The organism is Roseibium litorale, from assembly GCF_014842915.1.
GTDB classification, from domain to species: domain Bacteria; phylum Pseudomonadota; class Alphaproteobacteria; order Rhizobiales; family Stappiaceae; genus Roseibium; species Roseibium litorale.
Genome location: NZ_JACYXI010000003.1, coordinates 202,685 through 228,100, shown reverse-complemented (window position 1 = coordinate 228,100; position 25,416 = coordinate 202,685). Strand labels below are relative to the sequence as shown.

Here is a 25,416-nt window from a genome sequence, read left to right as displayed (position 1 = left end):
GCCCGAACCTCGGGCAGCCGCGCGGGCACTTACTAGGGAACAGGCTGGAATTTCTGGCCTTGCATGTCCCCTGGATGAGCTTGTGGAGAGCGGCAGATGTCGAAGAGCGGTCAGAAATTCGTTGCGCGCAACCGGGCGCCGCGGGTGCAGATCGAATACGACGTTGAACTGTACGGCGCGGAAAAGTCCGTCCAGCTGCCCTTTGTCATGGGGGTCATGGCGGATCTGACCGGCAATCCGGCCGAGGAGCTTGCCTCCGTCAACGACCGCAAGTTCCTCGAAATCGACGTCGACAGTTTCGATGAGCGGATGAAATCGATGAAGCCGCGGGCGGCCTTCACCGTGGCCAATACGCTCACCGGCGAGGGCAATCTTGCCGTCGATATCACCTTCGAAAGCCTTGAGGACTTCACCCCTGCCGCCATCGCCAGGAAAGTCGAGCCGCTACGCAAACTGCTGGAAGCCCGCACCCAGCTGGCACATCTGACCACCTATATGGACGGCAAGACCGGCGCGGAAAACCTGATCGCCCAGCTGATCAGCGATCCTGCGGCGCTCGCGGCCCTCAGCGCTGTTCCCGCCGCATCGTCCAGCGACGCGGAAAAGCAGGCCGCCCTTGCCGGATTACGGGCTGCTGGTGAGGCAATCCGTGAAACGGTCCCAACCGACGCCGCAGCCGATGTTCTTGCTGGACTGAAGGCACAGCCCGTCGCGCAGGCGGCAGAAGACACGGGCACGGCGGAGGCGCTGGCCGGTCTTCGTACCCTCAGCGAGAACCTGCCGGACACGGACCTGGAAGACACCAACACCGCAGACGTGCTGCAGGGCATGAAGCTGTCCGCGCCCGAGGAAGTGCCTGCCTCCGGAGAGGATGGCGACCTGAACCTTGCCGCCCTGCTGCGCATTGAAGAGGACGATGACCTTGGCCGTCTGGAGGCGGAGAACGGCGCAGATCTGGCCGCGATGCTGGCCGGTCTGGAGACCGACGCCTCCGCTGACGAAGCCGGTGAACCGGAGGTCGATGAGGCGGAAGCGGACTTCGACGCCGAACTTAAGGCCCTGATGGCTGACGATGACAGTGATGCCCTTCCCACCGAAGAGATGCTTTCGCAGGAGGTTTCCGAGGGCGATGACGGAGATGCGGACGATGAACTCGCCGCCCTTCTCGCCGGGGACATGTCCGGCCTGGAGGATCTTCTAAACGGCGACAGCGAAGGCGAAGAAGAGGACGGCGCTGCCGAGGAAGCCGCAGAGGACGAAGAGGGCACCGGGTTCGAATTCGAGGCACTGGACGCACAGGAAGAAGATGCGGATCTGGCGGCGCTTCTGGCCGCTGCTGCCGACGATACGGATGAGGCAGACGAAGAGACGTCTGACGAGACCCCGGATGACGCAGAGGCAGAAACCGAGGCAGACACGGATCTGGATTTCGATCTCGCTGCCCTGATGGTGGAAGACGACGGCGACAACAGCAGTGACAGCGATGACCTCGCCGCGCTTCTCGCCTCTGTCTCGGACGATACGGATGAGGAAACGGGGGAAGAACCCTTCGAAGACGTCTCCGAGGATGCGGACGCAGAGGTCGATACGGATTTCGACGCCGAGCTCGCGGCACTGACGGCGGATGACGAAGGCGCCGCTCTGTCCTCGCTTCTGGACGGCGGCGATGAGGCCCTTGATGAGGCCGGGGAAGACCCGGCGGACCTCTCGGCAGACGATGAGCTCGCCGAGCTGATGGCCGGTGACGCCGACGACGCGCTGGCCGCCCTGCTTTCCGGCAACGACACTTCGGACGAGACGCTGGGCTTCGACGAGGAGGAAGCGCCCGTTCCGGCAGATCCCTTCGGCATCCTGACCGCCCCCCTGCCGGAAGACCATGGCAAGCCGCGCACCAAGTTCCGCATCGCGCTTCTGGGAGACTTTTCCGGACGCGCCAGCCGGGGCGACATGGAAACCGGTGACGGGCTGGCCAGCCGCAAGCCGATCAAGTTCGATGCCGACACCATCGACGATGTGATCGCCCGTTTTGCCACCACCCTGGTGCTGCCCATCGGGGAAGAGGGCGCAGGGGTCGAGGTCCGGCTGTCCAGTCTGGATGACCTGCATCCGGACGAGCTTTACGAAAATGTCGGCCTTTTCGAGGAACTGTCCGCCCTGCGCCAGCGGGTCGTCCGCAGCGATAAGTCCGCTCTATCTGACCTGAAGACCTGGGCGGCGGAAAACGGTAAGAGCAGCGGCTCTTCCCGCCAGCGGGCCAAGGGCAGCGCGGTTCCCGCGGACCGCAAGCTGAGCGATTTCCAGAGCCTGATCGGTGACATGCAGGGCAAGCTGGCAACAGCCAGCCCGGCAGAAGACCTGATCAGCCGGATCGTAGGGCCTCACATCGTTGCTGCCGCCAGCCAGGAACAGGCAGACCTGCTGGCCGCCCTTGACGAAGCCCTGTCTGGCGCCATGCGCACGATCCTGCATCACCCGGATTTCCAGGCGGTGGAATCCACCTGGCGCTCGCTGGAGTTTCTGGCCCGCCGGATCGAAACCAGCGCAACGCTGGAAGTGGTTCTCTATGACGTTTCCGCCGAGGAATGGGCGGCGGATCTGGCTGCGCAAGACGATCTCGCCAAAAGCGGTCTCTTCCGGATGCTGGCAGAAGAGCCACGGCTGGACGAGGCGCAAGGCCCCCTGTCAGCGGTCTTCGGGCTCTACACCCTGGAAGAAACCCCACCCCATGCGGAGCTGATGGCCCGCATGGCCAAGATTTCGGCCTGGATGAATGCGCCCTTCGTCACCGCCATCTCCTCGCACTTTCTCGACACCCCGAAGAAGGACCGGCACCCGCTGACCGCCAAGGCCTGGGACACGATGCGGTCGCAGCCGGAGGCAGCCTTCGCGGGTCTTGCCTCCCCCCGTTTCCTTCTGCGTCTGCCCTATGGCGCGAAGACCGAGCCGGTCGATCCTTTCGACTTCGAGGAATTCAGCCTGCGCAGCGGCGTGAAGGGCATGCTCTGGGCCAATCCGGTCATCCTGAGCGCCGCCCTGCTGGCTGCCACTGTTCAGAAGTCAGGCAAGGCCATGCGTCTCGGCGAGGTCATGTCGCTCGGGGATATCCCGGTCCACACCATGGTCGACCAGTATGGCGACCAGGTGGCCCTGCCCTGCACCGAGCGCCTCTTGAACACCCGCACCATGGCCGATGTGGTCAGCCGCGGGTTCATGCCGGTTCTGTCGATCAAGGGCCGCAATGAAGTCCGGCAAGGGTCTTTCCAGGCCCTTGGCGCGGGCGAACTGAATGGCCCGTGGGAACTGTCTCCGGGCATGGGCTCGGCTGCTTTCGGGACCAGCATCGCTTTTGGCGCAGCACCTTCCTCCGCCAAAGCCAAGGCAGGTCACGCAGCAGGTCCAACCTCCGCCGCCGGGGCTGAAGATGATGCGAACGACAGCGCCCTCACGGGCAGTGATGACGACGGCTTCAATCTGGATCTGGGCGGCGGGGACGACGACGACAGCGATCTCGACAATCTGCTGGCCGGATTTGGAACGGACGAGAGCGAGGATGACTGCGAAATGGATCCTGAGCTGGCCGCGCTTTTGGGAGATTTGTGATGAGCATGGAACCGCAGACCGTTGAACATGAGCCAGATGCCGGTGAGACCGCTGGCGTTCTGCTGGGCCAGGTTGGCAACGCCTATTGGCTGCTGGACGGGGAAGAGCATCTCGACGCGCTGCTGTCGGGACAGGAGTCTTACCCCGCGCCGGTCAAATGCCTGCGCTTTTCCTCGTCGTTTCATATGCAGGCACTGATGCCCATGGGGCAGCAAACGGGCCACCTCTGGGGCGTTCACCCCGCCATCATCGAGCGCCTGAAACGGCGCGGCGAACTGATGGTCTTCACCGCTCCCGAGGCCAACTGATCCACCTCCCGCGAAAGGGAACCCTGATGCCGCAAGATATTACTCTCGAAGGACGTAAGGCCCGCGTGAACCTGCCCGGCAAGCTCAAGGGTTGGCTCGTGCGCGCGCAGGTGGATGACGGCCTCAGCCGGATTCCCGAGACGACCATCGAGTTCATGTCCACGGACATCGATATCGACTTGCAGAAGGTGATGGGCGAGCGGCTGCGCCTGGAGATCGACGCGCCCAAGGACAAGGTCCGCTACTTCCAGGGCCGTTGTGTTGCCGCCGAATATCTCGGCTCCCATGCCGGGCGCGGCTATTACCGCGCCGCCGTCCGTCCCTGGCTGTGGTTCCTCACACGCACCCAAAACTGCCGGATCTTTCAAGACAAAACCGTCATCGAAGTGATCAAGGATGTCTTCGGCAAACACGGGTTTTCCGATTTCAAGGACACGACCAAGCACAAGTACCGCAAGCGGGCTTACTGCGTTCAGTATCAGGAGACCGACTTCGCCTTCCTGTCGCGGCTGATGGAAGAAGAAGGCATCTATTATTACCACACCCACGAAAAGATGAAGGAAACCCTCGTTCTTGCGGATGATTCCAGCACCCACAAGGCCATCGAGGACAATGCGGATATCGACTTCTATTTCCGTGAGGACGAATACCGCCGCGCCAATGACCACATTTTCGAATGGCGCAGCGGCGAGCGCATCCGTTCCGGCAAGGTAACCCTTCAGGACTATGATTTCGAAAGGCCGAAGTCGGACCTCCGGTCGGTTAAGTCCCTGCCCGTCGGCGGCCACGCCTACAGGTCCTATGAAGTCTACGACTATCCGGGCCGGTATCTGGACACGGGCACCGGCGAGCATCTGGCACGGGTGCGCGTCGAGGGCCTTGCCGCCGAAACCCAGCGCTGGCATGGCGTTAGCAATGTGCGGCAGATGGCGGCCGGTGCCAAGTTCAAGCTGAAGAAGCATCCGCGCAAGGCTGAAAACGCTGAATATCTGGTGATTTCCGCCCGCCACCAGATCCAGATCGACGCGGATATCGAGGATAGCGAATACGTTGAAGCCATTCTGGGAACGGAGCTGTCCTTCGACACCAGCAACAGCCTGGACATGTACCGCTGTATCTTCGAGACCCAGCCGGTCAATGCGCCGTTCCGGGCGCCCCAGACCACGCCCTGGCCCCGGTTTCCGGGGGTTCAGACCGCCGTGGTCGTGGGCAAGAAGGGCGAGGAAATCTGGACGGATGAATATGGCCGGGTGAAGGTTCACTTCCACTGGGACCGGCAAGGTAAGCGGGACGACACTTCCTCCTGCTGGATCCGCACCTCCGTACCCTGGAGCGGCAAGGGCTGGGGCGCGATCGGCGTGCCGCGCATCGGTCAGGAAGTCGTCGTTCAATTCGAAGATGGTGACCTCGACCGGCCGATCATCACCGGCATGGTCTATAACGGGGAAACCAAGGTTCCCTATGCCCTGCCAGCGCACCAAACCCAGAGCGGCGTGAAGACCCAGAGCACCAAGGGTGGCGGCGGCTTCAGCGAACTCGTGTTCGAGGACAAGAAGGACGCCGAGTTCGTGCGCCTCCAGTCCGAGCGCGACTTCAAGCAGATCATCAAGAACAACGCCGAGATCACCGTGGGTCTGGAGCACAAGAAGGGCGGCACCTACACCCAGACCATTCACGGCGACAAGACCGAGACGATCCGCGAGGGCAATCACTCCTTCACTGTCGCCAAGGGTGAGGAAACCCAGTCCATCGCCAAGTCGCGCAAGACCGACATCGGCGCCGACGACCTTTTGAAGGTGGCGGCCAATCAGGCGGTCTCGATCAAGGGCAAGAAGAACCAAGACATTTCCAGCAGCTACACCATTGATGTGGGCGCCGCGCTGGACATCTCGGCCAAGACAAAGATCACGCTGACCTGCGGGGCCTCCAAGGTCGAGATCACCCCGTCGAAGGTCACGATTTCCTCGCCTCAGCTTGAGTTCAAGGCCGATGCAACCGCCAAGCTGACCGCCAACGGCCAGCTGAAGCTGGAAGGCAGGGGTCAGGCCGAGCTGAAAGGCGGAGGCATGCTCAAGCTCGAAGGCGGCGGCATGACCCAGTTGAAATCCTCAGGGCTGCTGATCGCCAAGGGCAGCCTGACGATGATCAATTGAGGAGGCCCGGATGACCACGCCGCAAATGACCAGCTCCAACCGGTTTTCAGACCTGACCAAGGTGCCCGCGGCCCCTGCCGCCAAGGTGCTGGCCCGCGGCAACGCGGTGCTGCAAACCCCGCTCGATGCCCCGGCGAGCGCCTCCGTCGCCGATGTGCTGGCCGAGCTGGAAGGCAAGGGCGCTTTGATCGACATGCTGCAGGTGCTGGCCCATTCGCTGCCTCCACGCGAGGCGACCTGGTGGGCCTGCCTCTCCGCCCGCGACACGCTGGCCGAAGGCGCCCCGGTTCCCCCCGCCCTGAAGGCTGCCGAAGCCTGGGTCTTTCAGCCCGGCGTGAAGACCAGAACCGGGGCCCGCGAGGCTCTCGATACGGCCACCAACGAGGACGAGACGGTGCTTTGCGCCATGGCCGCGTCCTTTGCCGATGGCACGCTTGGCCCCGGTGAGCTGGAAGATTACGACGCCCCTGCAGGGGCCGTCGGTGCCGCAGCCTTCGGCATGGCCCTGACCGCCTTGTTCCACGACGAGGACAAGGTGGAAGAGGAAGGCAAGCTGCTGCTTGCCCGCGCCCTGGACATTGCCCGCGGCGGCAGCGGCACTCTTTCATCCGGTTCCAACGCTGCTCCCGCCAATGGACTTGCAGCCGGATCCGGCCCAGCACCCAAGGGGGAGCAAACCCCATGACCCTTCCCGCGGCCCGTGTCGGCGACAATCACGTTTGCCCGATGATCACCGGTGTCATCCCCCATGTGGGCGGACCGGTGGTCGTGCCCTGCCCGACCGTCCTGATCGGCAAGATGCCGGCGGCAACCGCGACGGCAATGGCCGTCTGCATCGGCCCGCCCGACCTGATCGCCAAGGGCTCTGTCACGGTTCTGACCGGCAAGAAGCCCCAGGCCCGCCTGACGGACACCTGCGGCCATGGCGGCCTGATCGTCATGGGCTGCCCCACCGTTCTGGTTGGAGGCTAGACCATGAGCCTGACCCTGCGCCTGATGAATTCCGGAACCCTGCCCAACGGCATGTCCTCCGTCCCGATGAAGGACGGCGTGCTGACCATTGGCCGGGGCGAGGAAAACGACCTATCCCTGCCCGATCCGGACCGGCTTCTATCCAAGCGCCACTGCGTGATCGAAGAGCGGGCCGGTGACTTCGTCATCATCGATTTCAGCACCAACGGCACGTTCCTCAACTATGGCTCCGAACGGATCGGCCAGATCCCGACCCCGCTGAGCCATGGGGATGTGGTGCTCCTGGGCGCCTTCGAGCTGGTGGTGGACATCACCTCGGCCCAGGCCCATGCGATGGCGGCCGAGCCCCTGCCCCCGGCCGAGGACAGCCGCCACGCGCCGGTCTCGCCTGTGCGCGACCCGGCCCATATCAGCCTGGACGATCCGCTGGACAATGGCGCGGAGCCCTGGGACGCCTTCTTCGGCGAACCGCTGGACGCACCCGGCCATGGGTCCTTGCCGTCTGGCCAGCCTGCTGCTCATCCCGGAGCCTGGGCGCCGCCCGTGCGCCCGTCCGATCCCCTCGCCTTTGACGACCCGCTCGGCAGGGATGATCCGCTTGCGCCAGGAGCCCCGCTCGGGCTGGACGATCCCTTTGCCGCAGCGCCCGAAGCCTTGCAGGGTGGTATGCCGGGGCAGAGCGCCTGGCCCCATGGCGCCAGCGAAGGCGACCACCGGCCGACGCAGCAGGATTTTTTTCCCACACCCTCCGTGCAATCGTCCCTGATACCGGACGACTGGGACGATCTTCTGCCGCCCGCAGCCGCACCGCAGGCAAGCCCCGCCGCTCCGGCGCAACAGCCAGTTAAACAGGTTTCCCCGGCTCCTCAAGCTTTCAAGCCGGTGCAGGCGCCCTTTGACGATCCGCTGGATGGACCGCTTGAGGGCTCTCTGCCCGAGTTGCAGCCAGAAGCCTTTCCGGATCCTCTCTCCGAGCCTGCCGCGAACCCGTTCGCAGAGCCGCTGCCTGAGGCGCGGGCCGCTGCAGCCTCTCCTGCGGCCCAAGCTCCGGCCCCCTTGACGCCTGCTGCCCCGGCTCCCATGGCCGCTGCACCGGCACCGTCTCAAGGGTCTGAAGCGGCGGCCCGCGCCTTTCTGGCCGGTGCCGGTGCCGGGCATCTCGCCATTCCGGCGGAAGAGCTTGAAGAAACCATGGCCCGCATGGGCCGGGTCTTCGCCGCTCTTGTCGCGGGCATGCGCGAGATCCTTCTCACCCGCGCCGCGATCAAGAGCGAAATGCGGATGAACCGCACGATGATCAGCAGCGGCGGCAACAATCCGCTGAAATTCTCCATCAGCCCGGAACAGGCGGTGGAAGCAATGATCCGCCCCTCCGTGCGCGGCTATCTGGACGCGGAGACGGCGGCGGCTCAGGCCCTTGCCGACATCCGCGCCCATGAAATCGCGATGATGTCCGGCATGGAAGCCGCCCTCAGGGATTTACTGATGCGGCTCGACCCCAACCAGCTCTCCCTGCGCATCGAATCCAGTTCGTCTCTGGGCGGACTGCTCGGCGGCAAGAAGGCCCGCTACTGGGAGGCCTACGAGAAGATGTACGCCCAGATCGCCCGGGAAACCGAGGACGACTTCCAGGCGGCCTTCGGCCGTGAATTTGCCCGCGCCTACGAAGAACAACTCAAGAAGCTATGACAGGAACACACCATGCGTCTTAAATCCGCAGCCATTGCTCTCTTCAGCCTTGCCGCTCTTGCCGGATGCGTTTCCGGCGGGCCCAAGCCCACCACGGTCGATCTGGCCATCTCGGGGACTGCCAACATGAACGGCGGCGCCCCGGCCAAGGTGAAGGTCTATTACCTCGCCTCGCCCGCCACCTTCCAGAGCAGCGACTTCTTCTCCCTTTTCAACAATCCGGAAGCCACCCTCGGCACGGACCTGATCGCCGTCGACGAGTTCCAGCTGGCACCGGGCCGCACCGTCTCCGACGTCAGAAGCGTCAATGGCACGCCGGTCGCCATCGGCGTCGTGGGCGCGTTCCGCGACATCGACCGGGCGAAATTCAAGGGCGTGAAGCGCCTGGTGCCCAATTCCGGCAACCGCGTCCGCGCCACCCTGTCCGGCACCACGGTTTCGGTCCGCTAATCCTGTTCGGGCCAAAGGAGTATTCAGAGCGTGTCCTGGGAAAACAAGGTTGTCTGGCAGGAGGGTCTTTTCCTCCAGCCCCACCACTTCCAACAGCATGATCGCTACGTCGAGGCGCTTGTCTCCGGCGTTGCCGCCGCTGCTGCCCCCTATCTGTGGGGCCTGAGGGAGCTGACACTCGACGAGGATCTCCTGAAGCTCGGCAAGATCGCCGTGAAATCCTGTTCGGGCCTGACCCCGGACGGGGTGACCTTCAAGGTGCCCCAGCGCGAGGATCATCCCCAGGCGCTGGATGTGCCGGGGGGCATCAAGAACACGGTGGTCTATCTCGCCATTCCGATCCGCCGCGCTGGCGCTGCGGAAGTGGACCTGACCGGATCGCCCAAGTCTGCCGCCCGCTATCAGGTGGACGAGATCGAGGTCACGGACAGCATGGGCATGGACCGCCGCAGCGTGCTGATGGCCATCGGCAAACTGCGTCTGCAGTTCGCGCTGGATCTGGACGACCTGTCGGATCAGATGGTGATCCCCATCGCCCGGATCATTGAGGTCCGCCAGGACCGGGAAATCATCCTCGACCGGTCTTTCATCCCTTCCTGCACGGATGCGCGCGCCGCGCCGCCGCTGCACGGGTTCCTGAAGGAGCTGGAAGGCATGCTCAGCCATCGGGCCGAGGCCCTGGCCGGACGGCTCAACCAGAACGGCAATGCCAAGGGTGTGGCCGAGATCGCCGATTTCCTGCTGCTGATCTCCGTCAACCGCGCTCTGCCGGTGATCCGGCACCTGACCGCTATCGAGAATGCGCATCCGCAGGTCATCTATCAGGCGCTTGTTAGCCTTGCCGGAGAACTCGCCACCTTCATGACGGCGGAAAAGCTCTCCACCGAGTTTCCGGCCTACCGCCATGACGACCTGACCAACGTATTCCAGCCGGTGTTCCGCATGCTGCGCCAGCATCTCAGCGCGGTGCTGGAACAGGGCGCCGTGTCGATCTCGATCGAGCCGCGCAAATACGGGATCTCGGTGGCGATGATCTCCGACAAGCGCCTGCTGCAGTCGGCGACGTTCGTGCTGGCGGCAAAGGCTGCCGTTCCGTCTGAAAGCGTACGCCGCCACTTCCCGACCCAGGCCAAGCTTGGCCCGGTGGAAGAGATCCGCCAACTGGTGAACTCGGCCCTGCCGGGCATTGGTCTCAGGCCTTTGCCGGTCGCCCCGCGCCAGGTCCCCTATCACTCCGGTGTCGTCTATTTCGAGCTCGACGCCACCAGCCCCTACTGGAAGCAGATGACCACCTCCGGCGGTCTTGCCATCCACGTGGCGGGGGATTTCCCGGACCTCGAAATGGAACTGTGGGCCATCCGATGACCCGCCGCACGCTCAGGAGCGACCGATGAACCGCGACGACCCCTTTGCCGAACCGTTCGACACGGAAAAGACGGTGATCCGGCCCAATCCGGCTGGCCGCAGACCGGCAGCGCCAACCCCTATGCCGCCACCCGAAGGCGCTCAGCAGGCCTATGACCAGCCGCATGCGCAACCCCAGTCGCAGGCTTATGGCCAGCCCGCGCCCAAAGGCATGCCTGTAGCCGGTGGACTAGCCCCCGCCTACCAGGCCGGCGCCTCTGCCAGACCGGCGGTTCCCCTGAGCAATGCCTCTGCCGGGATGAACCCGCTGAATGCAGCCGCATCGCCGCTCTTCGCGCTCGTTGCCCGTATCCGCAACCGCGCCCAGCATGCCGATCCCGCCGCCCTTCGCGAAAGCGTGATTGCCGAGGTTCGTGCCTTTGGCAACAACGCGCTCGCAGCCGGCGTTCCGGCGGATATGGTCCGCATGGCCCGCTATGCGATCTGCGCGACCGTTGACGACGTGGTGCTCAACACCCCCTGGGGCGGCCAGAGCATCTGGACCCAGCAGAGCATCGTCGGCACCTTCCACAAGGAAACCTATGGCGGCGATCGCTTCTATGATCTCCTGACCCGTCTGGAGAGCGCCCCCTCCCAGAACCTCGACCTTCTGGAGTTCTTCTATGTCTGTCTCAGCCTCGGTTTCGAGGGGCGGCTGCGCGTCGCGCAGCGCGGGGCGGAAAAGCACCTGTCAATCCGCGACGGCCTCGCCCGCCTGATCCGCACGCACCGGGGCTCCGCCGAGCCTGCCCTTGCTCCGCACTGGAAGGGCAGCGGCATCAGGCACAAGCTGCTGTCGGTCTGGACGCCGCTTTTCATCGCCAGCGGTGTGGCGCTTGCGGCCATCTGCCTGATGTTCTTCGTGTTCTCGTTCCTGCTCAGCGGCGACACCCGGCAGCTTAGCATCCAGATCGCAGCCCTCGACTTCAACGGCCCGATTGAACTGGCCCGCCCGGCTCCCCCACCGCCGCCGCTGCCACCCGCGCCAAAGGAAGTCGAGACCATCGAGACCGTTTCCGCCTTCCTGGAACCGGAAATCAAGGAAGGCCTTGTCAGCGTCCGAAGCCAGGGCAACACCTTGACCATCAACATTGCCGGAGAAGGCATGTTCGCCTCCGCCTCCGACCTGCTGGACCCGCGTTTCCAGGAAATCATGGACCGGGTCGCCAAGGCGCTGGACGACGAACCCGGGCGCATCATCGTTGCCGGTCATTCCGACAATGTGCCGATCCGGACTGCCAGGTTCCCATCCAACCTCCAGCTGTCGCTCGCCCGCGCCCAGTCGGTGATGGCCCGCATCTCCGCCTCGCTCAAGGACAACGGCCGCATCAGCGCCGAAGGCCGGGCGGACAAGGAACCCGTTGCGTCCAACGACACGCCCGAAGGACGCGCCAAGAACCGGCGCATCGAAGTCATTCTCGTGAAGGCAGGCTGACCCATGCTTCAGAAAATCCGATCCCTCGTCTTCAGCCCCATCAGCCTCCTGACCCTGTTCAGCCTGATCCTGGCCGCAACCCTCTGGTATCTCGGCCCGCTGCTCGCATTCGGCGGCATCCGGCCTTTCGACAGCACTGGCAGCCGCCTGATCGCCATCGGCGCGGTCGCCGCCCTGACCGTGATTGCCATTCTCGGCATCCTTCTGGCCCGCCGCTCCCGCGACCGGAAGATGACAGAGGCCATCACGACCAGCGCAGCGGCTCCCGCGCGCGGGAGCGATGAGGAAGCCGTGGAGGCGGAACTCGGAGAATTGCGCCAGCGGTTCACCGAAGCGCTTGCCTTCCTGCGCAAGTCCAAGCTCGGCGGGCGCTTTAGAACCCGCTATCTCTACCAGCTGCCCTGGTACATCATCATCGGCCCTCCGGGCGCGGGCAAGACGACCGCCATCGTCAATTCCGGCCTGCAATTCCCCCTGGCCGAACGCATGGGCAAGACAGCCATTGGCGGCGTTGGCGGCACACGCAACTGCGACTGGTGGTTCACCAACGAGGCGGTTCTGATCGACACCGCCGGGCGCTACACCACCCAGGACAGCAACAAGGATGCGGACGCGAAGGCCTGGAGCGGCTTTCTCGACATGCTGAAAAAATACCGGCGCCGCCAGCCGGTGAACGGTGCGATGGTGGCCATCAGCCTGTCGGACCTTTCCCTGCTGGACGAGGAAGGCCGCCGCGCCCATGCCCGTGCCATCCGGGTCCGCCTGCACGAGCTGCGCGAACGTCTAGGTGTCCGGTTCCCGGTCTATATCCTGCTCACCAAGGCGGATCTGATCGCCGGTTTCCAAGAGTTCTTCGACAATCTCGGCACCACTGAGCGCGAGCAGGTCTGGGGTTTCACCCTGCCCTTCGAGAAGGCCTCCAAAGAAGGCGATCCGGTCGCCGCCTTCGATGCCGAGTTCCAGACGCTGGTTAACCAGCTGTCCAGCCTGAGCCTTGAACGCATGCAGGCCGAGACCGATTACCAGCGCCGCAGCCTGATTGCCGGTTTCCCCTCCCAGATCGCCTCGCTCCACGGCGTGGCCAAGGCCTTCCTCACGGATATTTTCCAGGAAAGCCGCTACGAGGACAGCCAGCTTCTGCGGGGGGTCTATTTCACCTCCGGCACCCAGGAAGGCACCCCCATCGACCGTCTGATGATGGGCATGTCCCGCACCTTCGGGATCGGGCGTCAGGCCATCGGCACCGGCCGGGGCCAGGGGCGCAGCTATTTCCTCACCCGCCTGCTCAATGGCGTCATCTTCCAGGAGTCCGGCCTCGTTTCCGCCGATGATGTGGTCGAGCGGCGCTACCGCTGGATCAAGCGCGGTGCCCTGGCCGCCGGTGTGGTGGGCCTTGCGGGTGCCGCCGCGGTCTGGACCAACAGCTATCTGGGCAATCTGGATCTGGTGGCCGGCGCAAGGGCTCAGGTGGAGCAGTTCCGCGAGATCTCGAAGGAAATCCCGGGCAACCCGATCGCCGATGACGATCTTCCACCCATCGTTCCGGCCCTCAACACCCTGCGCGACCTGCCGGGCAATCCGGCGGCCAGCGATCCGGAGCCGCCGGTCGAGCTGACCTTCGGCCTTTATCAGGGCGATGCCATCGGCACGGAATCCGCGCAAGCCTATCGCGGTGCGCTCAATTCCCTCTTTCTGCCGCGCATGCTGTTCCGCCTTGAAGAGCAGATGCAAGCGAACATCAACAACACCGACTTCCTGTTCGAAGCGCTCAAGGTCTATCTGATGCTGGGCCTACAGGGCACGATGGATGAGGCGACGGTTAAGCAGTGGATGCTGGCGGATTGGGCGCTGGAATATCCGGGGCAGGACGCGCTTCAGGCCGATCTTGCCGATCATCTGGACGAACTCCTGAACCAGCCCATGCGCCGCATCGGGCTCAACGGGCCGCTGGTCGACCAGATCCAGTCCCTTCTGGCGGAAACCCCGCTGGCCGAACGGATCTACCAGGGCATCGTCAAGTCTCCGGCAACCCAGCGCCTGACGCCCTTCCGCATCACCGATGCAGGCGGTCCCGCGGTGTCGCGTGTGTTCATCAGAACCTCCGGAAAGCCGCTGAGCGCGGGTGTCGAAGGCGTCTACACCTATGAGGGCTTCCACGCCTACTTCCTGCCCGAACTTGCCACCATCGAGGACCGGGTAAAGTTCCAGAAGCTTGTTCTTGGCCCGAAGGCCGAGGAAGTGACTCCGGAAACGCTCAGCCGCCTCAGCCGTGATGTGCTGGCGCTTTATGAAAACGACTATGTGTCCCGCTATGATGAGCTGCTCGCGGATGTGGACATCATTCCGATGGAAAGCCTTGGCCAGGCGACCCAGGTGGTCAACGTCCTGTCCGGCCCAACATCTCCGGTGCGCAACATCCTCAATGCGGTGGACAAGGAAACCCGGCTGACACAGCTTCCCGGCACCGAAGCGGTGAAGAGTGGCGCGGCATCCGCAGCGGCCAGTTTCGTCCGCGACGAAGTGGTCTCCGCCCTCGATGCCCAGGGGCAGTCCGCGGTCGCAGCCCTGTCCTCCGCCATTCCGGCATCGGACTCCGGAGCGCAGCCTGCCATTCCCGGCGCGTTCGTTGAGGAGCGTTTTGCGACCCTGCATGATGTGATTGCCGGGGGCGGCGTACCGTCCCGCCTCGACGAGGTTATGCAGCGGATGAGCGCGGTTTTCGACGAGCTGAACCGACTGTCGCTCGGCCAGGATTCCGGCGCGTCCATCGTGGGCCAGAAGGCCACGGCTTCCGATCAGCTGGAAGTGCTCACTACCCAGTTGCCGAACCCGCTGCAACGCTGGACCGCGCAGGTGGTGGCTGCCTCTTCCGGTGCAGCCGTTGGCGGGGCCCGCACGGACCTCAACATCAAGTGGCAGGCTGATGTGCTGCCCTTCTGCCAACAGGCGATCAATGGCCGTTACCCGGTCGACCGTCAGGCCAAGGCGGACATCGCTATCAAGGACTTCGGCAAGCTGTTCGCGCCCGATGGCCTGATCGACGGCTTCTTCAAGGAGAACCTTGCTCCCTTCGTTGACACCTCCGCCAATCCCTGGCGGCTGCGCCGGGTAAACGGGGTCGACATCGGCATCTCCAGCGCGGTCATCTCCCAGTTCCAGAAGGCACGGGAAATCCGGGACAGCTTCTTCCTGGCCCCGGGCCTGCCCTCGGTCACCTTCGACATCAAGCCCGTTGCGCTGGATCCGAATGTGGAACAGGTGGTGGTGGAGATCGACGGCCAGCCGGTCACCTATGCCCATGGCCCGCCGGAAGTGACACCGCTGGTCTGGCCGGGTCAGGGCGGCGGCGGACGCACCCGCGTCACCGTTTCCCCTGCCCGCTCCGATCTGAACAACACCATCCAGCGGGAAGGCCCCTGGGCCTGGTTCCGCCTGCTGGACACAGCTGAAGTCCGCCGCACCAATGTGTCGGACCGCAACCGGGTGATCTTCAACCTCGGCGGCCGCATCGCAATCTTCCAGCTGCGGGCAGGCTCGGCGCTGAACCCCTTCACCATCACCGCGCTCAACAACTTCTCCTGCCCGAGCTCGCTGTGATGGAGGACGGGGGCATCCTCAAAGCCGCGTGGCAGGCCGGATGGTATGGCAAGGTGCCCTGCACCGGCGATTTCATCCGCTCCGGCCTGTCGGCGGGTCTCGTTCGCAGTCTGGACCAGTGGCTCCAGGAACTGCTGACGGCAGGCCGGCAGGCTCTGGGAGATGAGTGGCAGGCGGCCTATATGACCGCGCCGATCTGGCGGTTTTCAGCCCCTGCCGGTGTGCTCGGCCCCGCACTCTGCGCCGGTGTGATCATGCCGAGCGTCGACCGGGTCGGGCGCCAGTTCCCCCTCTGCCTTGTCCTGGAAGGCCAGGAAACCGGAGAGGGCCCCATGAGCGCCGTGGACGCCTACGATCTGCTGGATCCTATCTTCCCCGCCCTTGAGGACGCTGCCCTTGCCATGCTGGACGAGGAGGCCAAGCTCTCCGTGCTTGAAGAGGCCGTGGCACAGATGACGAAGCAAAGGCGGCAGGCGCCATCAGATGCCCTGCCCCTCGACCAGCTTCAGGAAATGCTGGCGCCCGGTTCTTCTGCGCAGGCCAGCCCGGTCCTGAAGGTAAGCTCTGCCGGTCCTGCGCAGCTCATCCTGCTTGAGGAAGATCACCCCCCTCTGTCAGCTGCGCTGACATCTCCCCCGCAAGGGGGGAGAGGGGCCGGTACGGGAGGCTCAGGCACATCTTCGATCCTTGCCGCAGCGCCCTTCTCCCCCCTTGCGGGGGAGATGCCCCCAAAGGGGGCAGAGGGGGGTAACGCCATCGAAACAACTGGGAACGCCTCCCTTCCCGATCCGCTGACCACCAGCCTCTGGATCTCCGCCTATCAAGGCACGGAGCGCTTCATTCTGGTGCCGGGATTGCCTGAAGGAGCCGATCTGGCATCGGCCTTCTTCGATCTGGAGGCGCCCTGCTGGCAGCCTGCCGCCCCGGACCTTTCAACCCGTACGCCAAACCCGGAAAGTTCAGGATGACCGGCAGCCTTCTCAAGGACACAAGAGGCCACAGCGCCACGACCCACACCGGCTTCGTGCGCAAGGTCAACGAGGATGCGATCCTTGCCCGCCCGGACCTCGGCCTCTGGGCCGTCAGCGATGGCATGGGCGGACACGCCGGAGGCGACTTTGCCAGCCAGACCGTCGTTGAGGCCTTGAACCGGCTACCCGGCGGACTGGATCCGGCCAGCGTGATGCAGGAGGCGAGACGGGCGCTGTTCGAGGCCCATGAGGCCATTAAGGCCGAGGCGCAGCGCCGGGCCCATGGCACCATTGGCGCCACCGTGGTGCTCCTGGTCCTGTCGGAGCAGCATTTCATGTGCCTGTGGGCGGGGGACAGCCGTCTTTACCGGCTGCGCCAGGGCAGCCTCAGCATGATCAGCTTCGATCATTCCGTCGTGGGCGAACTGGTCGAACAGGGGCGCATGACCTGGGAGGAGGCAGCCGCCTGCCCGGGCAGCAACCAGATAACCCGCGCGGTCGGGGTCGGCAGCGAGTTGGAGATCGACAAGCGCCGGGGGGATATCCTGCCTGGTGACCGGTTCCTGCTGTGTTCCGACGGTCTGTCCCATTATGCCGACGATGAGACCCTGCTCCACTATCTCACCTGCCACCCCATCGAAACCGTCGCCGGGAGCCTGCTGTCGGTCGCCCTGGCAGGCGGCGCTTCCGACAATGTGTCGGTGATCGCCGTGGAGGTCTGATCCCAATGCCCTGTTTCTGCACCGTTCCGGCCGACGCCGCCCGCAACATGTTCATACCGGGCATCACCCCGATGTTCCCGTCCGTGCCCCTGTCGCTGAAGCTGGCCGCCGCCCTGCCCAATCTCGATCCGGCCAGCCGTCTGGATGTGCAGATCGCCGCGGGCATGAACCCGGTTGCAATGCCCAATGTAAACTTTGGCGGCGGGCCGATGATCGGCTTGTCCATGATGCTGTCGCTGGTCGCTGGCAACTTCGTTCTGGACAATCTGCCCATGCTGGAAATGCAGATGCAGCAGGCAGCCACGAGCCTGGTCAACAATGTCTGGCCCCGGCTCGGCTGGCTGACGAGCCTCAAGCTCCAGCCCCTAGTCAACTACGCGATTATCGCCAGGCTGGTGATCGACCTGCAGGCCATGGGCCTCGACCCGATCGCCATGACGGCCTTTCCGCCCGCGCCCTATTTCACCAGCTTCAGCACCGTTCTGACCCGGCCGCAAATCACCATGGCGAAGTTTCTGGGAGGCCTGCCAAGTCTTCTGAAGATGAACCAGGCCCTGAATCTGCCGCCGCTCGGCGATGCCGGGGCGATGCCTGCTCTTCAGAACCACCTCATGGGCCTTGCGAAACTGTCTCCGCCGAACCTCGTCGTCCCCACGCCCCTGCTGCAGAAGCTGGCGCTGGTGCTGGAAGCACTGACCACCATCAACCAGGCCTTCGGTGACGGCTTCTCCCCCATGACCATCTCCACCATCGAGCGGATGCTGGCGGTGTGGAGCAAGTTCCAGGTCCCCATCCCGCTCGGCGCCCTGCGGCTCAACAACCTGCTCCTGACCTTGCCCAAGCTCGAGGACATCCAGCTTGGGGAAAGCATGGCGGGCTCTTCCAGCTTTGCGATGCCCATCGCTCAATTCACCCCGCCGAAACTCGCCATAGCCCCCTTCCTCAACCTGGTGATGGCCCTCCACGCCGGACTGCAAGTAGCCCTCGACATGGAACCCTTCGACATGTGCTCCATGTGCAATTGCGCCTGAGGCGGGCGGCAGGCTTTTCCTGCTTACCTGGAGACTGACCTCCGGCGGCAAAACCGCCGTTCAGATGAACCTTGCGGACGCTTCCGGGCACTTACACAGCAGCAGGATATGCCTTTGCAGCCTCCTTCCCTGAACCGCGGGGAGGACTTCCCCGCTCTCAGGGAAGCCAGGCCCGTCAAGCAATTGACGCGGCTCTGTCCTCACAAGCGCCGGAAGGACAGGAAACCCCATGCCATACACAATTGACGGTCTGAAATATCCCGACACGCTCAAGGGCGTGGTGCAGGATTCTGAACTGACCACCGTGATGATCGGAAGTTTTAAGGGCATCAAGCCCTATCAGAACATGGTGCGGTTTTACCGCTCGCCCCCCAAACCAAGCCGGGCCTATACCGAATATCTGGCAGACGACGCGCCCGGGTATTTCCAGGTTCCGGACCGCATCCGCAGGCACATCACCGACCTTATGAAGAATGGCGGCAGCGACGATCCGAAGTCCTGGCAAGGCATTACCGAACTGACAGTTTCGTGGATCGAGCAGTATTTCAAAAAGGAAGTTCTGCCGGTCTTCTACACCAGACGTCTGTTTGAAATCTATCACGACAAGAAGGCCCGCGCCTTTGCCCTCAAGAAGATCGGCGACCCCAAGAAGGTGGCCGACAAGATGGGCATTACCGACGTGGATACGCTTCAGGAAATGCTGATTGCCCAGCCCCTGGGCCGCAAGGCGGAAGCGGCAAAGCTAAGCGCGAAGCTCAAGGCGGACGGCGCCAAGGCCAAGAACGGCAAAGACGCCAAGGTAGGAAAGCCCCCCAAGTCCGATGCCAGCATCAGGAAGCTGAAGCTCTGCGGTTTCGAGAAGGCCGGAGAACAAAAACTGCGCGACGCGGTCGGGGAAATGGCTGAGGCCTATATGGCGGAAGACCTTGTTGCCGCCCGCGCGGCCCACAAGAAGGTGCTCAACGTCGAGCCGAAGACGAGCATGGCAGGCAAGAACAGTTTCGACGGCCTGATCAAGCTGCTGAAGCAGTTCAAGGTGATCACGGCCTGAGGCTATGGATGTCAACAGGTTCCGGGAAACCGGGACCTGAGACTTCTTACAAAAGCTGCCAACGCGCTTCCCGGGCGCAGCGAAGCGGAGATCCGGGAACTTTCGCCATTTATTCTATTGAAAGAAATAGACTTTTTAGACAGATCCCGGCTCAAGGCCGGGACGGCACGGGGAGAACGTCCTGAAGCCTTAGGTTTGTCATCACGCTCAGGCCCCGGCTGCCTGGGGCCATTTCAGAAGCAGGGAACTTTCCTCCTCCCCTTCCAGCCGGTCCAGGTCACTTGCTCAGGACCTTGGCCTTGAACAGCGTCTTCAGGAGGATCTGGGGACTCATCTTGGCGATGGGGGAATCCCTCGGCTCAAGCCCGCAGAGGTTCTTGGCAAGAGACAGGAAGAGGACACGATCGTTTTCGTGAACAGCCTTCACCAGCTCCTTGACCGCCTTTTGCAGGGTCTTGTCCTTTGGTTTGCTAAACCCACACCGGCTCAGGCTTTCCGGCGTCACATTCATGGTCTTGGGCTTCGCATTGGCCGCAGGAACCTTGCCGCTCTTCAGAGCAGTGAGGAGCGTCTTCTTGTCGATGGAGAGTTTTTCCGCCCGGATCAGCTTGTCAGCCAGGGGCCCGGCCTTTTCCATCTCGTTGAGGGTGACGGCAATCATCAGGGACTCGAGCTGCTTGACATTCCTGACCTTCAGCTTGCGGGCCACGGTCTGAGGACTGTCCATGGCGTCCCGGGCGGCGCTGAGCACATTATCCCTGTGAAAGGCCTCGAACCGCTTGCTCTTGTAGAAGGCCGGGAGAACCTGGCTGTTGAGGATCTTCACGAAGTCCTTTTCCAGGGCCTTTGTGAGAGGCGCCCAGTCAGCCGCCTCACCGGCTTCCTCACGCGCGCGCAACGCCTTCACCTCCGCAGACAGCCGTCCATTGACCGGCACGGGAAGGGACGCATCCGGCGCCAGATAGACACTGTAGATGGACTTGGGGCTCGGCTTCTCATCCACGAAGCTGACCATGTTCCAGACCTGCGGCGCCTTCGTCGCATAGGGGTAGAACACCTCAAGCAAATCCGGGTCCATGACCAGATCCTGAATGGTTTTGGGATAGCGGATTGCGGCAATTTTGTTGGCCATGGAGATCCTCTCTGGTGTCTTGGCCTGAAGCCTGAGGCAAAAAGAAAAATGCCGACCGGGTCAGATTTCCCCGAGCCGGCGCCATTGCAGCAGCTTTTCGCGGCTGACTTCGAAATGCATGGAATCCTCCCGGCCAAAGCCCGCGCCCCAGATCCAGCCTTCCTTCTTGAAGAAATCCGCCAGAAGGATCAGGCCAAGCTGCGTGCGGCCATCGGCCAGTGTGTCGAGAACGCCGTCGATGTTGATGTCCACGGCCAGCCCATAGGCATGGGAGGAGGCAGAGGTGATCGAACCGCGAATCCGGCGCACGCACAAGGAGCCCGCGCTCTTGATCCGGGCATAAAGCTCCGGTTCGAACACCTGAACATTGGCAAAGACCTGCCGCAGGGAAACCAGCGCAGGCTCCAGCATGCGGGCATCGATCGGCCCGACATTCTCCGTCTTCAAGAGGTCCTTCAGCGCCGGATTTGTCGCCGACTGGCAGTCGTCCGTCAAACCTTCGCGCGGCAGGCCCAAAAGGTCCTGCAGGAACGACGGCGAGGCTACGGTGAGCCCTTCGTTTGCGGCCCGGCGGTCGGCAATCAGCACCACCTGGGCGAAGGACTCCTTCAGGCTGTCGGAAGCGCTGGGGGATTCCGGCGCAGGCTCTTCTTCCGCCCCCCCCCGGCTCAGACCAAGAGAGGTGCGGATGTCCAGACCGTCGACACGCTCCTGGAGCTGGGTCACCTGCTCCTTCAGCGCCGCCACTTCCACTTCCAAAGCCTTGGTATCAGCAACGGGCGCGGCAGGCGGCACCGGCGCCAGCTCGCGCTGCGCGTAGTGCCAGGCAAACGGCACCGAAGCGATCGCCAGAGCAATCAGAAAAGCAGACAACAATCGCATGACGCCAAACCCCAAGTCCCGGCCCGGATCCCGGCCGAGTGTCTGACCCACCATCAGGCCAGCCTCAGGTAGTCCGGGCAGTTCCTTGGGTAAGTGACGCGGTCAGGGCAAAAGGTTCATGCGAGGAGCAAGGAAATGACGCTTCCGGAATGCGGTTTCCGGCAAGCCTCACTGCTTTCCGGCTTAATTTCCGGGATTTCATCCAAGATGATGAAATCTAATCTCATTTCCGGCTCAAAACTTGATGAGACACGAAAGCCGCGCGGCATACTCAGCAAAAAGCTGCAATGTTCCGGGGGGGGGGGGGGGGAGAGGCCTATACACCCTCTGCCCCCATTCGGCGGCATATCCCCCGCAAGAGAGAGGCAGGAGCAAGCCGAGTTGCCGGTGTATCTGGAACAGATGTCTAAACCGGACACCAGTGGACAAACCTCACGTCAAGCTCCGGATCGGCGTGCCCTTCCGGAAGGCGGCGATAGCCTCGACGGTGTCCTGATAGAACAGCCGCCAGGTGTCTTCGGTGACATAGCCCAGATGCGGCGTCAGCAGAAGTCGAGGGCCGAATTCCTTTGCCGCGGCGCGCCAGGGATCGTCTGCGGCCAAAGGCTCTTCTTCGAAAACATCGATGGCCGCCTGGGCGGGTCTTTTCTTGCGCAAGCCCTCGAAAAGGGCGTCCCGGTCGATCAGCCCGGCGCGGGAGGTGTTGAGAACCATCGCCTCTTCCGGCAGGGCGGCGAAGGCCTCCGCGCCGATCAGGCCCCGGGTCGTCTCCGACAGCACCATATGGACAGAGAGAACGTCACTTGCGGCCGTCAGATCCGTCAAGCTGCCTGCAAAGCCGACGCCGATCGCATGGCAGCGCTCCCCGGTGAGGTTCGGCGACCATGCAGCCACTTCCATGCCGAAGGCCTTGGCAAGCACGGCCACCTGGGTGCCCACATTGCCGAGCCCCACCAGCCCCAGGCGCAGGCTTGCCAGGTCGCGGCCGGGGGCGCCCTGCCAGCCGCCAGAGGCCAGAAGGCCGGTTTCCTGGGGCAGGCGGCGGGCCAGCATCAGCATCAGGGCCAGGGTCAGCTCCGACGTGGTGGTCTTGCGCGAGCGGGTGCCGCAGACGGTGACCCCCTGTGCCTTCGCAGCCGCCACATCAATGCTGAGATTGCGCGGGCCAGTGGTCACGATCAGCCGCAACCGGGGCAAGGCCTTGATGACACTTGCCGGAAAGGGCGTACGCTCACGCATCAGGCAGACCACATCGAAGTCCTGAAGCGCCTCGACAAGCCCCTCTCCGAGCGGTTGATCAAAAAAACGGACGTCAACCTCAAGCCCGGCCCAGTCGGCCATGGCAGGGGCGGCTTTCGCCCAGTCATCAAGAACAGCAACTTTCATGAAGGCTCCGCAGGTCTGCAGCAATGAACATTTCCCGGCCAGTATATTCCGCCTTCAAACTCCCCGCCAATGAGGGGGCCAGCACCCCATGCGGCAGAAACCATATGCTATGCATCCGGTACCCGTTTCAAGGATAAGGGAATGCCTGTGTCTCTCACGATCAGACCTGCCCGGGAGGCCGATGTTGCGGCGGTCTTTGATGTGTGCAGGTCCGTGAGGGAAAACCATCCTTCCCGGCAGCAATTGCAGGAACTCGGGATCAACGAGGCGGCGATCTGCAGGATGATTGCCGCAGCGCCCTGCGCCTGGGTCGCGGAAGTTGGGGGCGGAAGGAACTCTTGAACAGGCCAGCCTGACCTTCGTTTCCTCCATTGCCATGGCCGAGCTTGCAGCCAGCGGCTATGGGGTGGCGCTTCTGCCCTGGCGCATGTTCGAAGCGCAGCTTCAAAGCGGCCGCCTGGTCCGCCCCTTCCGCACAGAGATCTCCAAAGGCCGCTACTGGCTCACCCGCCCAAGCCTCAAACCCGCCACACCGGGCATGCATGCGCTGGAGGTGTGGCTGAAGGCGGAGGCGGGGTGATGGGGGTTCGGCGAGGCCCTGCCGTCCATCCTTGTCACTTGTTCAATTGGTACTCAATGGTCCTACTCCACCAATCTCTTCTCTAAATAAGCTGCAATAGCTCTGCGGTTCCGGATGACAGATCGCCACATGGTTGTATATTCTTGCCAAAAGTGTAATGCGGAGAAACATTTTGTCTTTTGTAGAAAACCAACGCGTAGCTCAACAGAGATTTTCGCTACTACATCAGAAAAAAGATCAAGTGATTCTGATACATTATTCCTGCGAGAGTTTCTATGACTCTGAAGACGGCCGCACACCCAGAATAACTTCGATTGCCTGCCGCAACCTCGGAAGCGCACAGACTCGTTCTTTCTCGATCCACCAAGTCTCGGAACTTCCAAAGTTTTCTGGTGTGGATGCATGGGATAACTATGACAATATTGAGAAAGAACTCCTGGATCAGTTTTTTGCTTATGTTCAGGAGCATGTGGCTCATGCACTTTGGGTGCACTGGAATATGCGCGATATAAACTATGGATTTCAGGCTATTGAACACCGTTATAAGGTCTTGGGAGGCACACCAACAGAGATACCTGACGAAAGAAAGTATGATCTAGCGCGCATGTTTGTAGCAAGATACGGCAAGCGTTACGCAGATCATCCCCGCCTCGAGAGCATCATGAAGATCAATAACATAACCGACATCGGTTTTTTGTCTGGAAAAGATGAGGCATACGCTTTCAAGGATCGAAAATTTATCGCATTGCATCAAAGCACACTGAGAAAAGTCGACGTAATTTCGAGTCTGCTTGAAGCAGAAATCTCCGGACACCTTAAAACGAACGCCAAATGGTGGGACGTTAATGGTGGTTCTGCGCGACTTGTATGGGAGAAATACATTTGGACTCCCGCCGGCAAAGCAGTTTCTGCATTACTAATCATACTTGCATTGGTCGAGTGGTATAATCCAGATGCAAAGCACGACTTTGCGACATGGATAAAAAATATCGCGGATAACAATACGGAAAACTCATCAAAATAAAGTCTCCGATTAATCTTCTCAGCTCGCGATTGACATGATCGTTTCGATTGCCCAGATGTGAGTGGTTTCGTGAATGAGGAAGGAGGCGAGATCGACCTTCAGGACTTCGACGCTGTCGTAGAACGTCTCTCGCATCTTCACTCAGAAGAGCTTGTCCAGCACGGTTCTATTTAAGCACTCCTCGGAGCCGTCGTTTCTTTGGCGTTCTGACCTTGATGTAGCGTTACTCACACAGATGCTTTGCGACAGTCCTTATCTGAATTATGCAGCTGTGTTCACGCTCCGGATGAAGAATAGACCAGATCACGCCATATCCTCCCACGGATTCAGCAGCCTGATACCGGTTGCCTGAAAATCTGAAACGTTCCGGGTAACGACGGTCATGCCATGCACCTGCGCGGTGGCGGCGATCAGCGCGTCCCGTTCGGAGCGGGGATCGGGCACATGCAGGCGGGCGCAGGCGATTGCGACGGATGCGTCGACGGGCAGCGTCCGGTTCGAGAACTCTGGCACCACGCGGGTGTCCATCCAGTCTCTCAGCCGCGCGCCCTGTTCGGGGTCGCGCCGTTCTACCCGCAGGATACCAATCTCCAGTTCCATCAAGGTGACTGCGGAAATATAGAGACTGTCCGCGCTCTTCTCCTCGACCCAGGCCATGAGATTGGGGTCTGCACGCCCATCCCCGGTCTTGCGCAATTCGGAAATGACGTTCGTATCGAGCAGGAACATTCAGGACAGGTCCACTGGACGGCTTTCTATCCGCACCGGTTCCGGCTCGAAGGTGATGCCTGACAGACCAGGCATTGTCAAAGCTTTGACAAGGCTTCTCTTTCCGCCAGTCAGCTTTTCATAGTCGCCGATCGTCAGGAGAACGTGCGCAGGTTTGCCCCGGTCGGTGATGACCACCGGTCCCTCTGCCGCAGCCTTTTTGGCCCGGCCAACGTCCTGATTGAATTCCCGGCTGGAAAGACGGGTCACGGTCATGAAGACCTCCTGACTGCGGCTGGAAAACTTGTAGTTACATTACTA

Annotated in this window: 21 protein-coding genes; 16 read left to right on the top strand and 5 right to left on the bottom strand. The window is 62.5% G+C overall.

What is annotated here, in order from left to right; genetic code table 11:
- The first annotated feature begins 96 nt into the window (after positions 1-96).
- From tssB to IG616_RS06955, 14 genes are all read left to right on the top strand, one after another.
- Entirely contained in the window at positions 97-3,600 is a 3,504-nt protein-coding gene (gene tssB, locus IG616_RS07020) for a type VI secretion system contractile sheath small subunit (RefSeq protein WP_192147427.1), read from the top strand.
- Positions 3,600-3,908: a hypothetical protein gene (locus IG616_RS07015; RefSeq protein WP_192147426.1), complete on the top strand. Its 309-nt coding sequence runs from the start codon at positions 3,600-3,602 to the stop codon at positions 3,906-3,908. Before tssB ends, IG616_RS07015 begins: the two co-directional genes overlap by 1 nt.
- A 26-nt stretch (positions 3,909-3,934) precedes the next feature.
- Complete coding sequence (locus IG616_RS07010; RefSeq protein WP_192147425.1) at positions 3,935-6,061, top strand: type VI secretion system Vgr family protein; 2,127 nt, start codon at positions 3,935-3,937, stop codon at positions 6,059-6,061.
- A gap of 10 nt (positions 6,062-6,071) precedes the next feature.
- Complete coding sequence (locus tag IG616_RS07005) at positions 6,072-6,746, top strand: DUF6931 family protein (RefSeq protein ID WP_192147424.1); 675 nt, start codon at positions 6,072-6,074, stop codon at positions 6,744-6,746.
- A complete protein-coding gene (locus IG616_RS07000) occupies positions 6,743-7,033 on the top strand; it encodes a PAAR domain-containing protein (RefSeq protein WP_192147423.1) in 291 nt (96 codons plus the stop codon). Before IG616_RS07005 ends, IG616_RS07000 begins: the two co-directional genes overlap by 4 nt.
- 3 nt (positions 7,034-7,036) lie before the next feature.
- Positions 7,037-8,722, top strand: a complete 1,686-nt coding sequence (tagH, locus tag IG616_RS06995; protein ID WP_192147422.1) for a type VI secretion system-associated FHA domain protein TagH — start codon at positions 7,037-7,039, stop codon at positions 8,720-8,722.
- A 12-nt stretch (positions 8,723-8,734) separates the two neighbouring features.
- Positions 8,735-9,172 carry a type VI secretion system lipoprotein TssJ gene (gene tssJ / locus IG616_RS06990; protein ID WP_192147421.1) on the top strand — a complete coding sequence of 146 codons (438 nt, stop codon included), beginning with the start codon at positions 8,735-8,737 and terminating at the stop codon, positions 9,170-9,172.
- Between the two features lie 30 nt (positions 9,173-9,202).
- Positions 9,203-10,537 carry a type VI secretion system baseplate subunit TssK gene (gene tssK, locus IG616_RS06985; protein WP_192147420.1) on the top strand — a complete coding sequence of 445 codons (1,335 nt, stop codon included), beginning with the start codon at positions 9,203-9,205 and terminating at the stop codon, positions 10,535-10,537.
- Positions 10,538-10,562: 25 nt separating this feature from the next.
- Entirely contained in the window at positions 10,563-12,011 is a 1,449-nt protein-coding gene (gene tssL, locus IG616_RS06980; protein WP_192147419.1) for a type VI secretion system protein TssL, long form, read from the top strand.
- A 3-nt stretch (positions 12,012-12,014) separates the two neighbouring features.
- Positions 12,015-15,608, top strand: coding sequence for a type VI secretion system membrane subunit TssM (tssM, locus tag IG616_RS06975; RefSeq protein WP_192147418.1), 3,594 nt, complete (start codon positions 12,015-12,017; stop codon positions 15,606-15,608).
- Positions 15,608-16,576 carry a type VI secretion system-associated protein TagF gene (tagF, locus tag IG616_RS06970; protein WP_246476156.1) on the top strand — a complete coding sequence of 323 codons (969 nt, stop codon included), beginning with the start codon at positions 15,608-15,610 and terminating at the stop codon, positions 16,574-16,576. Before tssM ends, tagF begins: the two co-directional genes overlap by 1 nt.
- A complete protein-coding gene (locus IG616_RS06965) occupies positions 16,573-17,301 on the top strand; it encodes a PP2C family protein-serine/threonine phosphatase (protein WP_192147416.1) in 729 nt (242 codons plus the stop codon). Before tagF ends, IG616_RS06965 begins: the two co-directional genes overlap by 4 nt.
- Positions 17,302-17,306: 5 nt before the next feature.
- Complete coding sequence (locus IG616_RS06960) at positions 17,307-18,332, top strand: hypothetical protein (RefSeq protein WP_192147415.1); 1,026 nt, start codon at positions 17,307-17,309, stop codon at positions 18,330-18,332.
- A gap of 229 nt (positions 18,333-18,561) precedes the next feature.
- Positions 18,562-19,383 carry a hypothetical protein gene (locus IG616_RS06955; RefSeq protein ID WP_192147414.1) on the top strand — a complete coding sequence of 274 codons (822 nt, stop codon included), beginning with the start codon at positions 18,562-18,564 and terminating at the stop codon, positions 19,381-19,383.
- Positions 19,384-19,660: 277 nt separating this feature from the next.
- Here the strand turns inward: IG616_RS06955 and IG616_RS06950 are convergent, their stop codons facing one another.
- The 3 genes from IG616_RS06950 to IG616_RS06940 all read right to left on the bottom strand — a co-directional run bounded on the left by IG616_RS06950 (position 19,661) and on the right by IG616_RS06940 (position 22,783).
- On the bottom strand, positions 19,661-20,515 hold the full coding sequence (locus tag IG616_RS06950) for a hypothetical protein (RefSeq protein ID WP_192147413.1): 855 nt from the start codon (positions 20,513-20,515) through the stop codon (positions 19,661-19,663).
- Between the two features lie 60 nt (positions 20,516-20,575).
- Entirely contained in the window at positions 20,576-21,451 is an 876-nt protein-coding gene (locus IG616_RS06945) for a M15 family metallopeptidase (protein ID WP_209007328.1), read from the bottom strand.
- A gap of 378 nt (positions 21,452-21,829) precedes the next feature.
- Positions 21,830-22,783 (bottom strand): D-2-hydroxyacid dehydrogenase family protein, encoded by a 954-nt coding sequence (locus IG616_RS06940; RefSeq protein WP_192147412.1) that lies wholly within the window; start codon positions 22,781-22,783, stop codon positions 21,830-21,832.
- Positions 22,784-23,069: 286 nt separating this feature from the next.
- On the opposite strand from IG616_RS06940, the gene IG616_RS23265 reads away from it, so the two are divergent.
- Entirely contained in the window at positions 23,070-23,363 is a 294-nt protein-coding gene (locus IG616_RS23265; RefSeq protein ID WP_192147411.1) for a LysR substrate-binding domain-containing protein, read from the top strand.
- A 172-nt stretch (positions 23,364-23,535) separates the two neighbouring features.
- Positions 23,536-24,387: a hypothetical protein gene (locus tag IG616_RS06930; protein ID WP_192147410.1), complete on the top strand. Its 852-nt coding sequence runs from the start codon at positions 23,536-23,538 to the stop codon at positions 24,385-24,387.
- Between the two features lie 303 nt (positions 24,388-24,690).
- Here IG616_RS06930 and IG616_RS06925 read toward each other — a convergent pair whose 3' ends face one another.
- Both IG616_RS06925 and IG616_RS06920 read right to left on the bottom strand, forming a co-directional pair.
- Positions 24,691-25,116: a type II toxin-antitoxin system VapC family toxin gene (locus IG616_RS06925; protein ID WP_192147409.1), complete on the bottom strand. Its 426-nt coding sequence runs from the start codon at positions 25,114-25,116 to the stop codon at positions 24,691-24,693.
- Positions 25,117-25,371 (bottom strand): type II toxin-antitoxin system Phd/YefM family antitoxin, encoded by a 255-nt coding sequence (locus tag IG616_RS06920; protein WP_192147408.1) that lies wholly within the window; start codon positions 25,369-25,371, stop codon positions 25,117-25,119.
- Between the last annotated feature and the right edge of the window lie 45 nt (positions 25,372-25,416).

Bases quoted from the DNA above. Each gene is read 5' to 3' on its own strand.
- tssB (WP_192147427.1), top strand. From the start codon at position 97: ATGTCGAAGAGCGGTCAGAAATTCGTTGCGCGCAACCGGGCGCCGCGG.
- IG616_RS07015 (WP_192147426.1), top strand. From the start codon at position 3,600: ATGAGCATGGAACCGCAGACCGTTGAACATGAGCCAGATGCCGGTGAG.
- IG616_RS07010 (WP_192147425.1), top strand. From the start codon at position 3,935: ATGCCGCAAGATATTACTCTCGAAGGACGTAAGGCCCGCGTGAACCTG.
- IG616_RS07005 (WP_192147424.1), top strand. From the start codon at position 6,072: ATGACCACGCCGCAAATGACCAGCTCCAACCGGTTTTCAGACCTGACC.
- IG616_RS07000 (WP_192147423.1), top strand. From the start codon at position 6,743: ATGACCCTTCCCGCGGCCCGTGTCGGCGACAATCACGTTTGCCCGATG.
- tagH (WP_192147422.1), top strand. From the start codon at position 7,037: ATGAGCCTGACCCTGCGCCTGATGAATTCCGGAACCCTGCCCAACGGC.
- tssJ (WP_192147421.1), top strand. From the start codon at position 8,735: ATGCGTCTTAAATCCGCAGCCATTGCTCTCTTCAGCCTTGCCGCTCTT.
- tssL (WP_192147419.1), top strand. From the start codon at position 10,563: ATGAACCGCGACGACCCCTTTGCCGAACCGTTCGACACGGAAAAGACG.
- tssM (WP_192147418.1), top strand. From the start codon at position 12,015: ATGCTTCAGAAAATCCGATCCCTCGTCTTCAGCCCCATCAGCCTCCTG.
- tagF (WP_246476156.1), top strand. From the start codon at position 15,608: ATGGAGGACGGGGGCATCCTCAAAGCCGCGTGGCAGGCCGGATGGTAT.
- IG616_RS06965 (WP_192147416.1), top strand. From the start codon at position 16,573: ATGACCGGCAGCCTTCTCAAGGACACAAGAGGCCACAGCGCCACGACC.
- IG616_RS06960 (WP_192147415.1), top strand. From the start codon at position 17,307: ATGCCCTGTTTCTGCACCGTTCCGGCCGACGCCGCCCGCAACATGTTC.
- IG616_RS06955 (WP_192147414.1), top strand. From the start codon at position 18,562: ATGCCATACACAATTGACGGTCTGAAATATCCCGACACGCTCAAGGGC.
- IG616_RS06950 (WP_192147413.1), bottom strand. From the start codon at position 20,515: ATGGCCAACAAAATTGCCGCAATCCGCTATCCCAAAACCATTCAGGAT.
- IG616_RS06945 (WP_209007328.1), bottom strand. From the start codon at position 21,451: ATGGTGGGTCAGACACTCGGCCGGGATCCGGGCCGGGACTTGGGGTTT.
- IG616_RS06940 (WP_192147412.1), bottom strand. From the start codon at position 22,783: ATGAAAGTTGCTGTTCTTGATGACTGGGCGAAAGCCGCCCCTGCCATG.
- IG616_RS06925 (WP_192147409.1), bottom strand. From the start codon at position 25,116: ATGTTCCTGCTCGATACGAACGTCATTTCCGAATTGCGCAAGACCGGG.
- IG616_RS06920 (WP_192147408.1), bottom strand. From the start codon at position 25,371: ATGACCGTGACCCGTCTTTCCAGCCGGGAATTCAATCAGGACGTTGGC.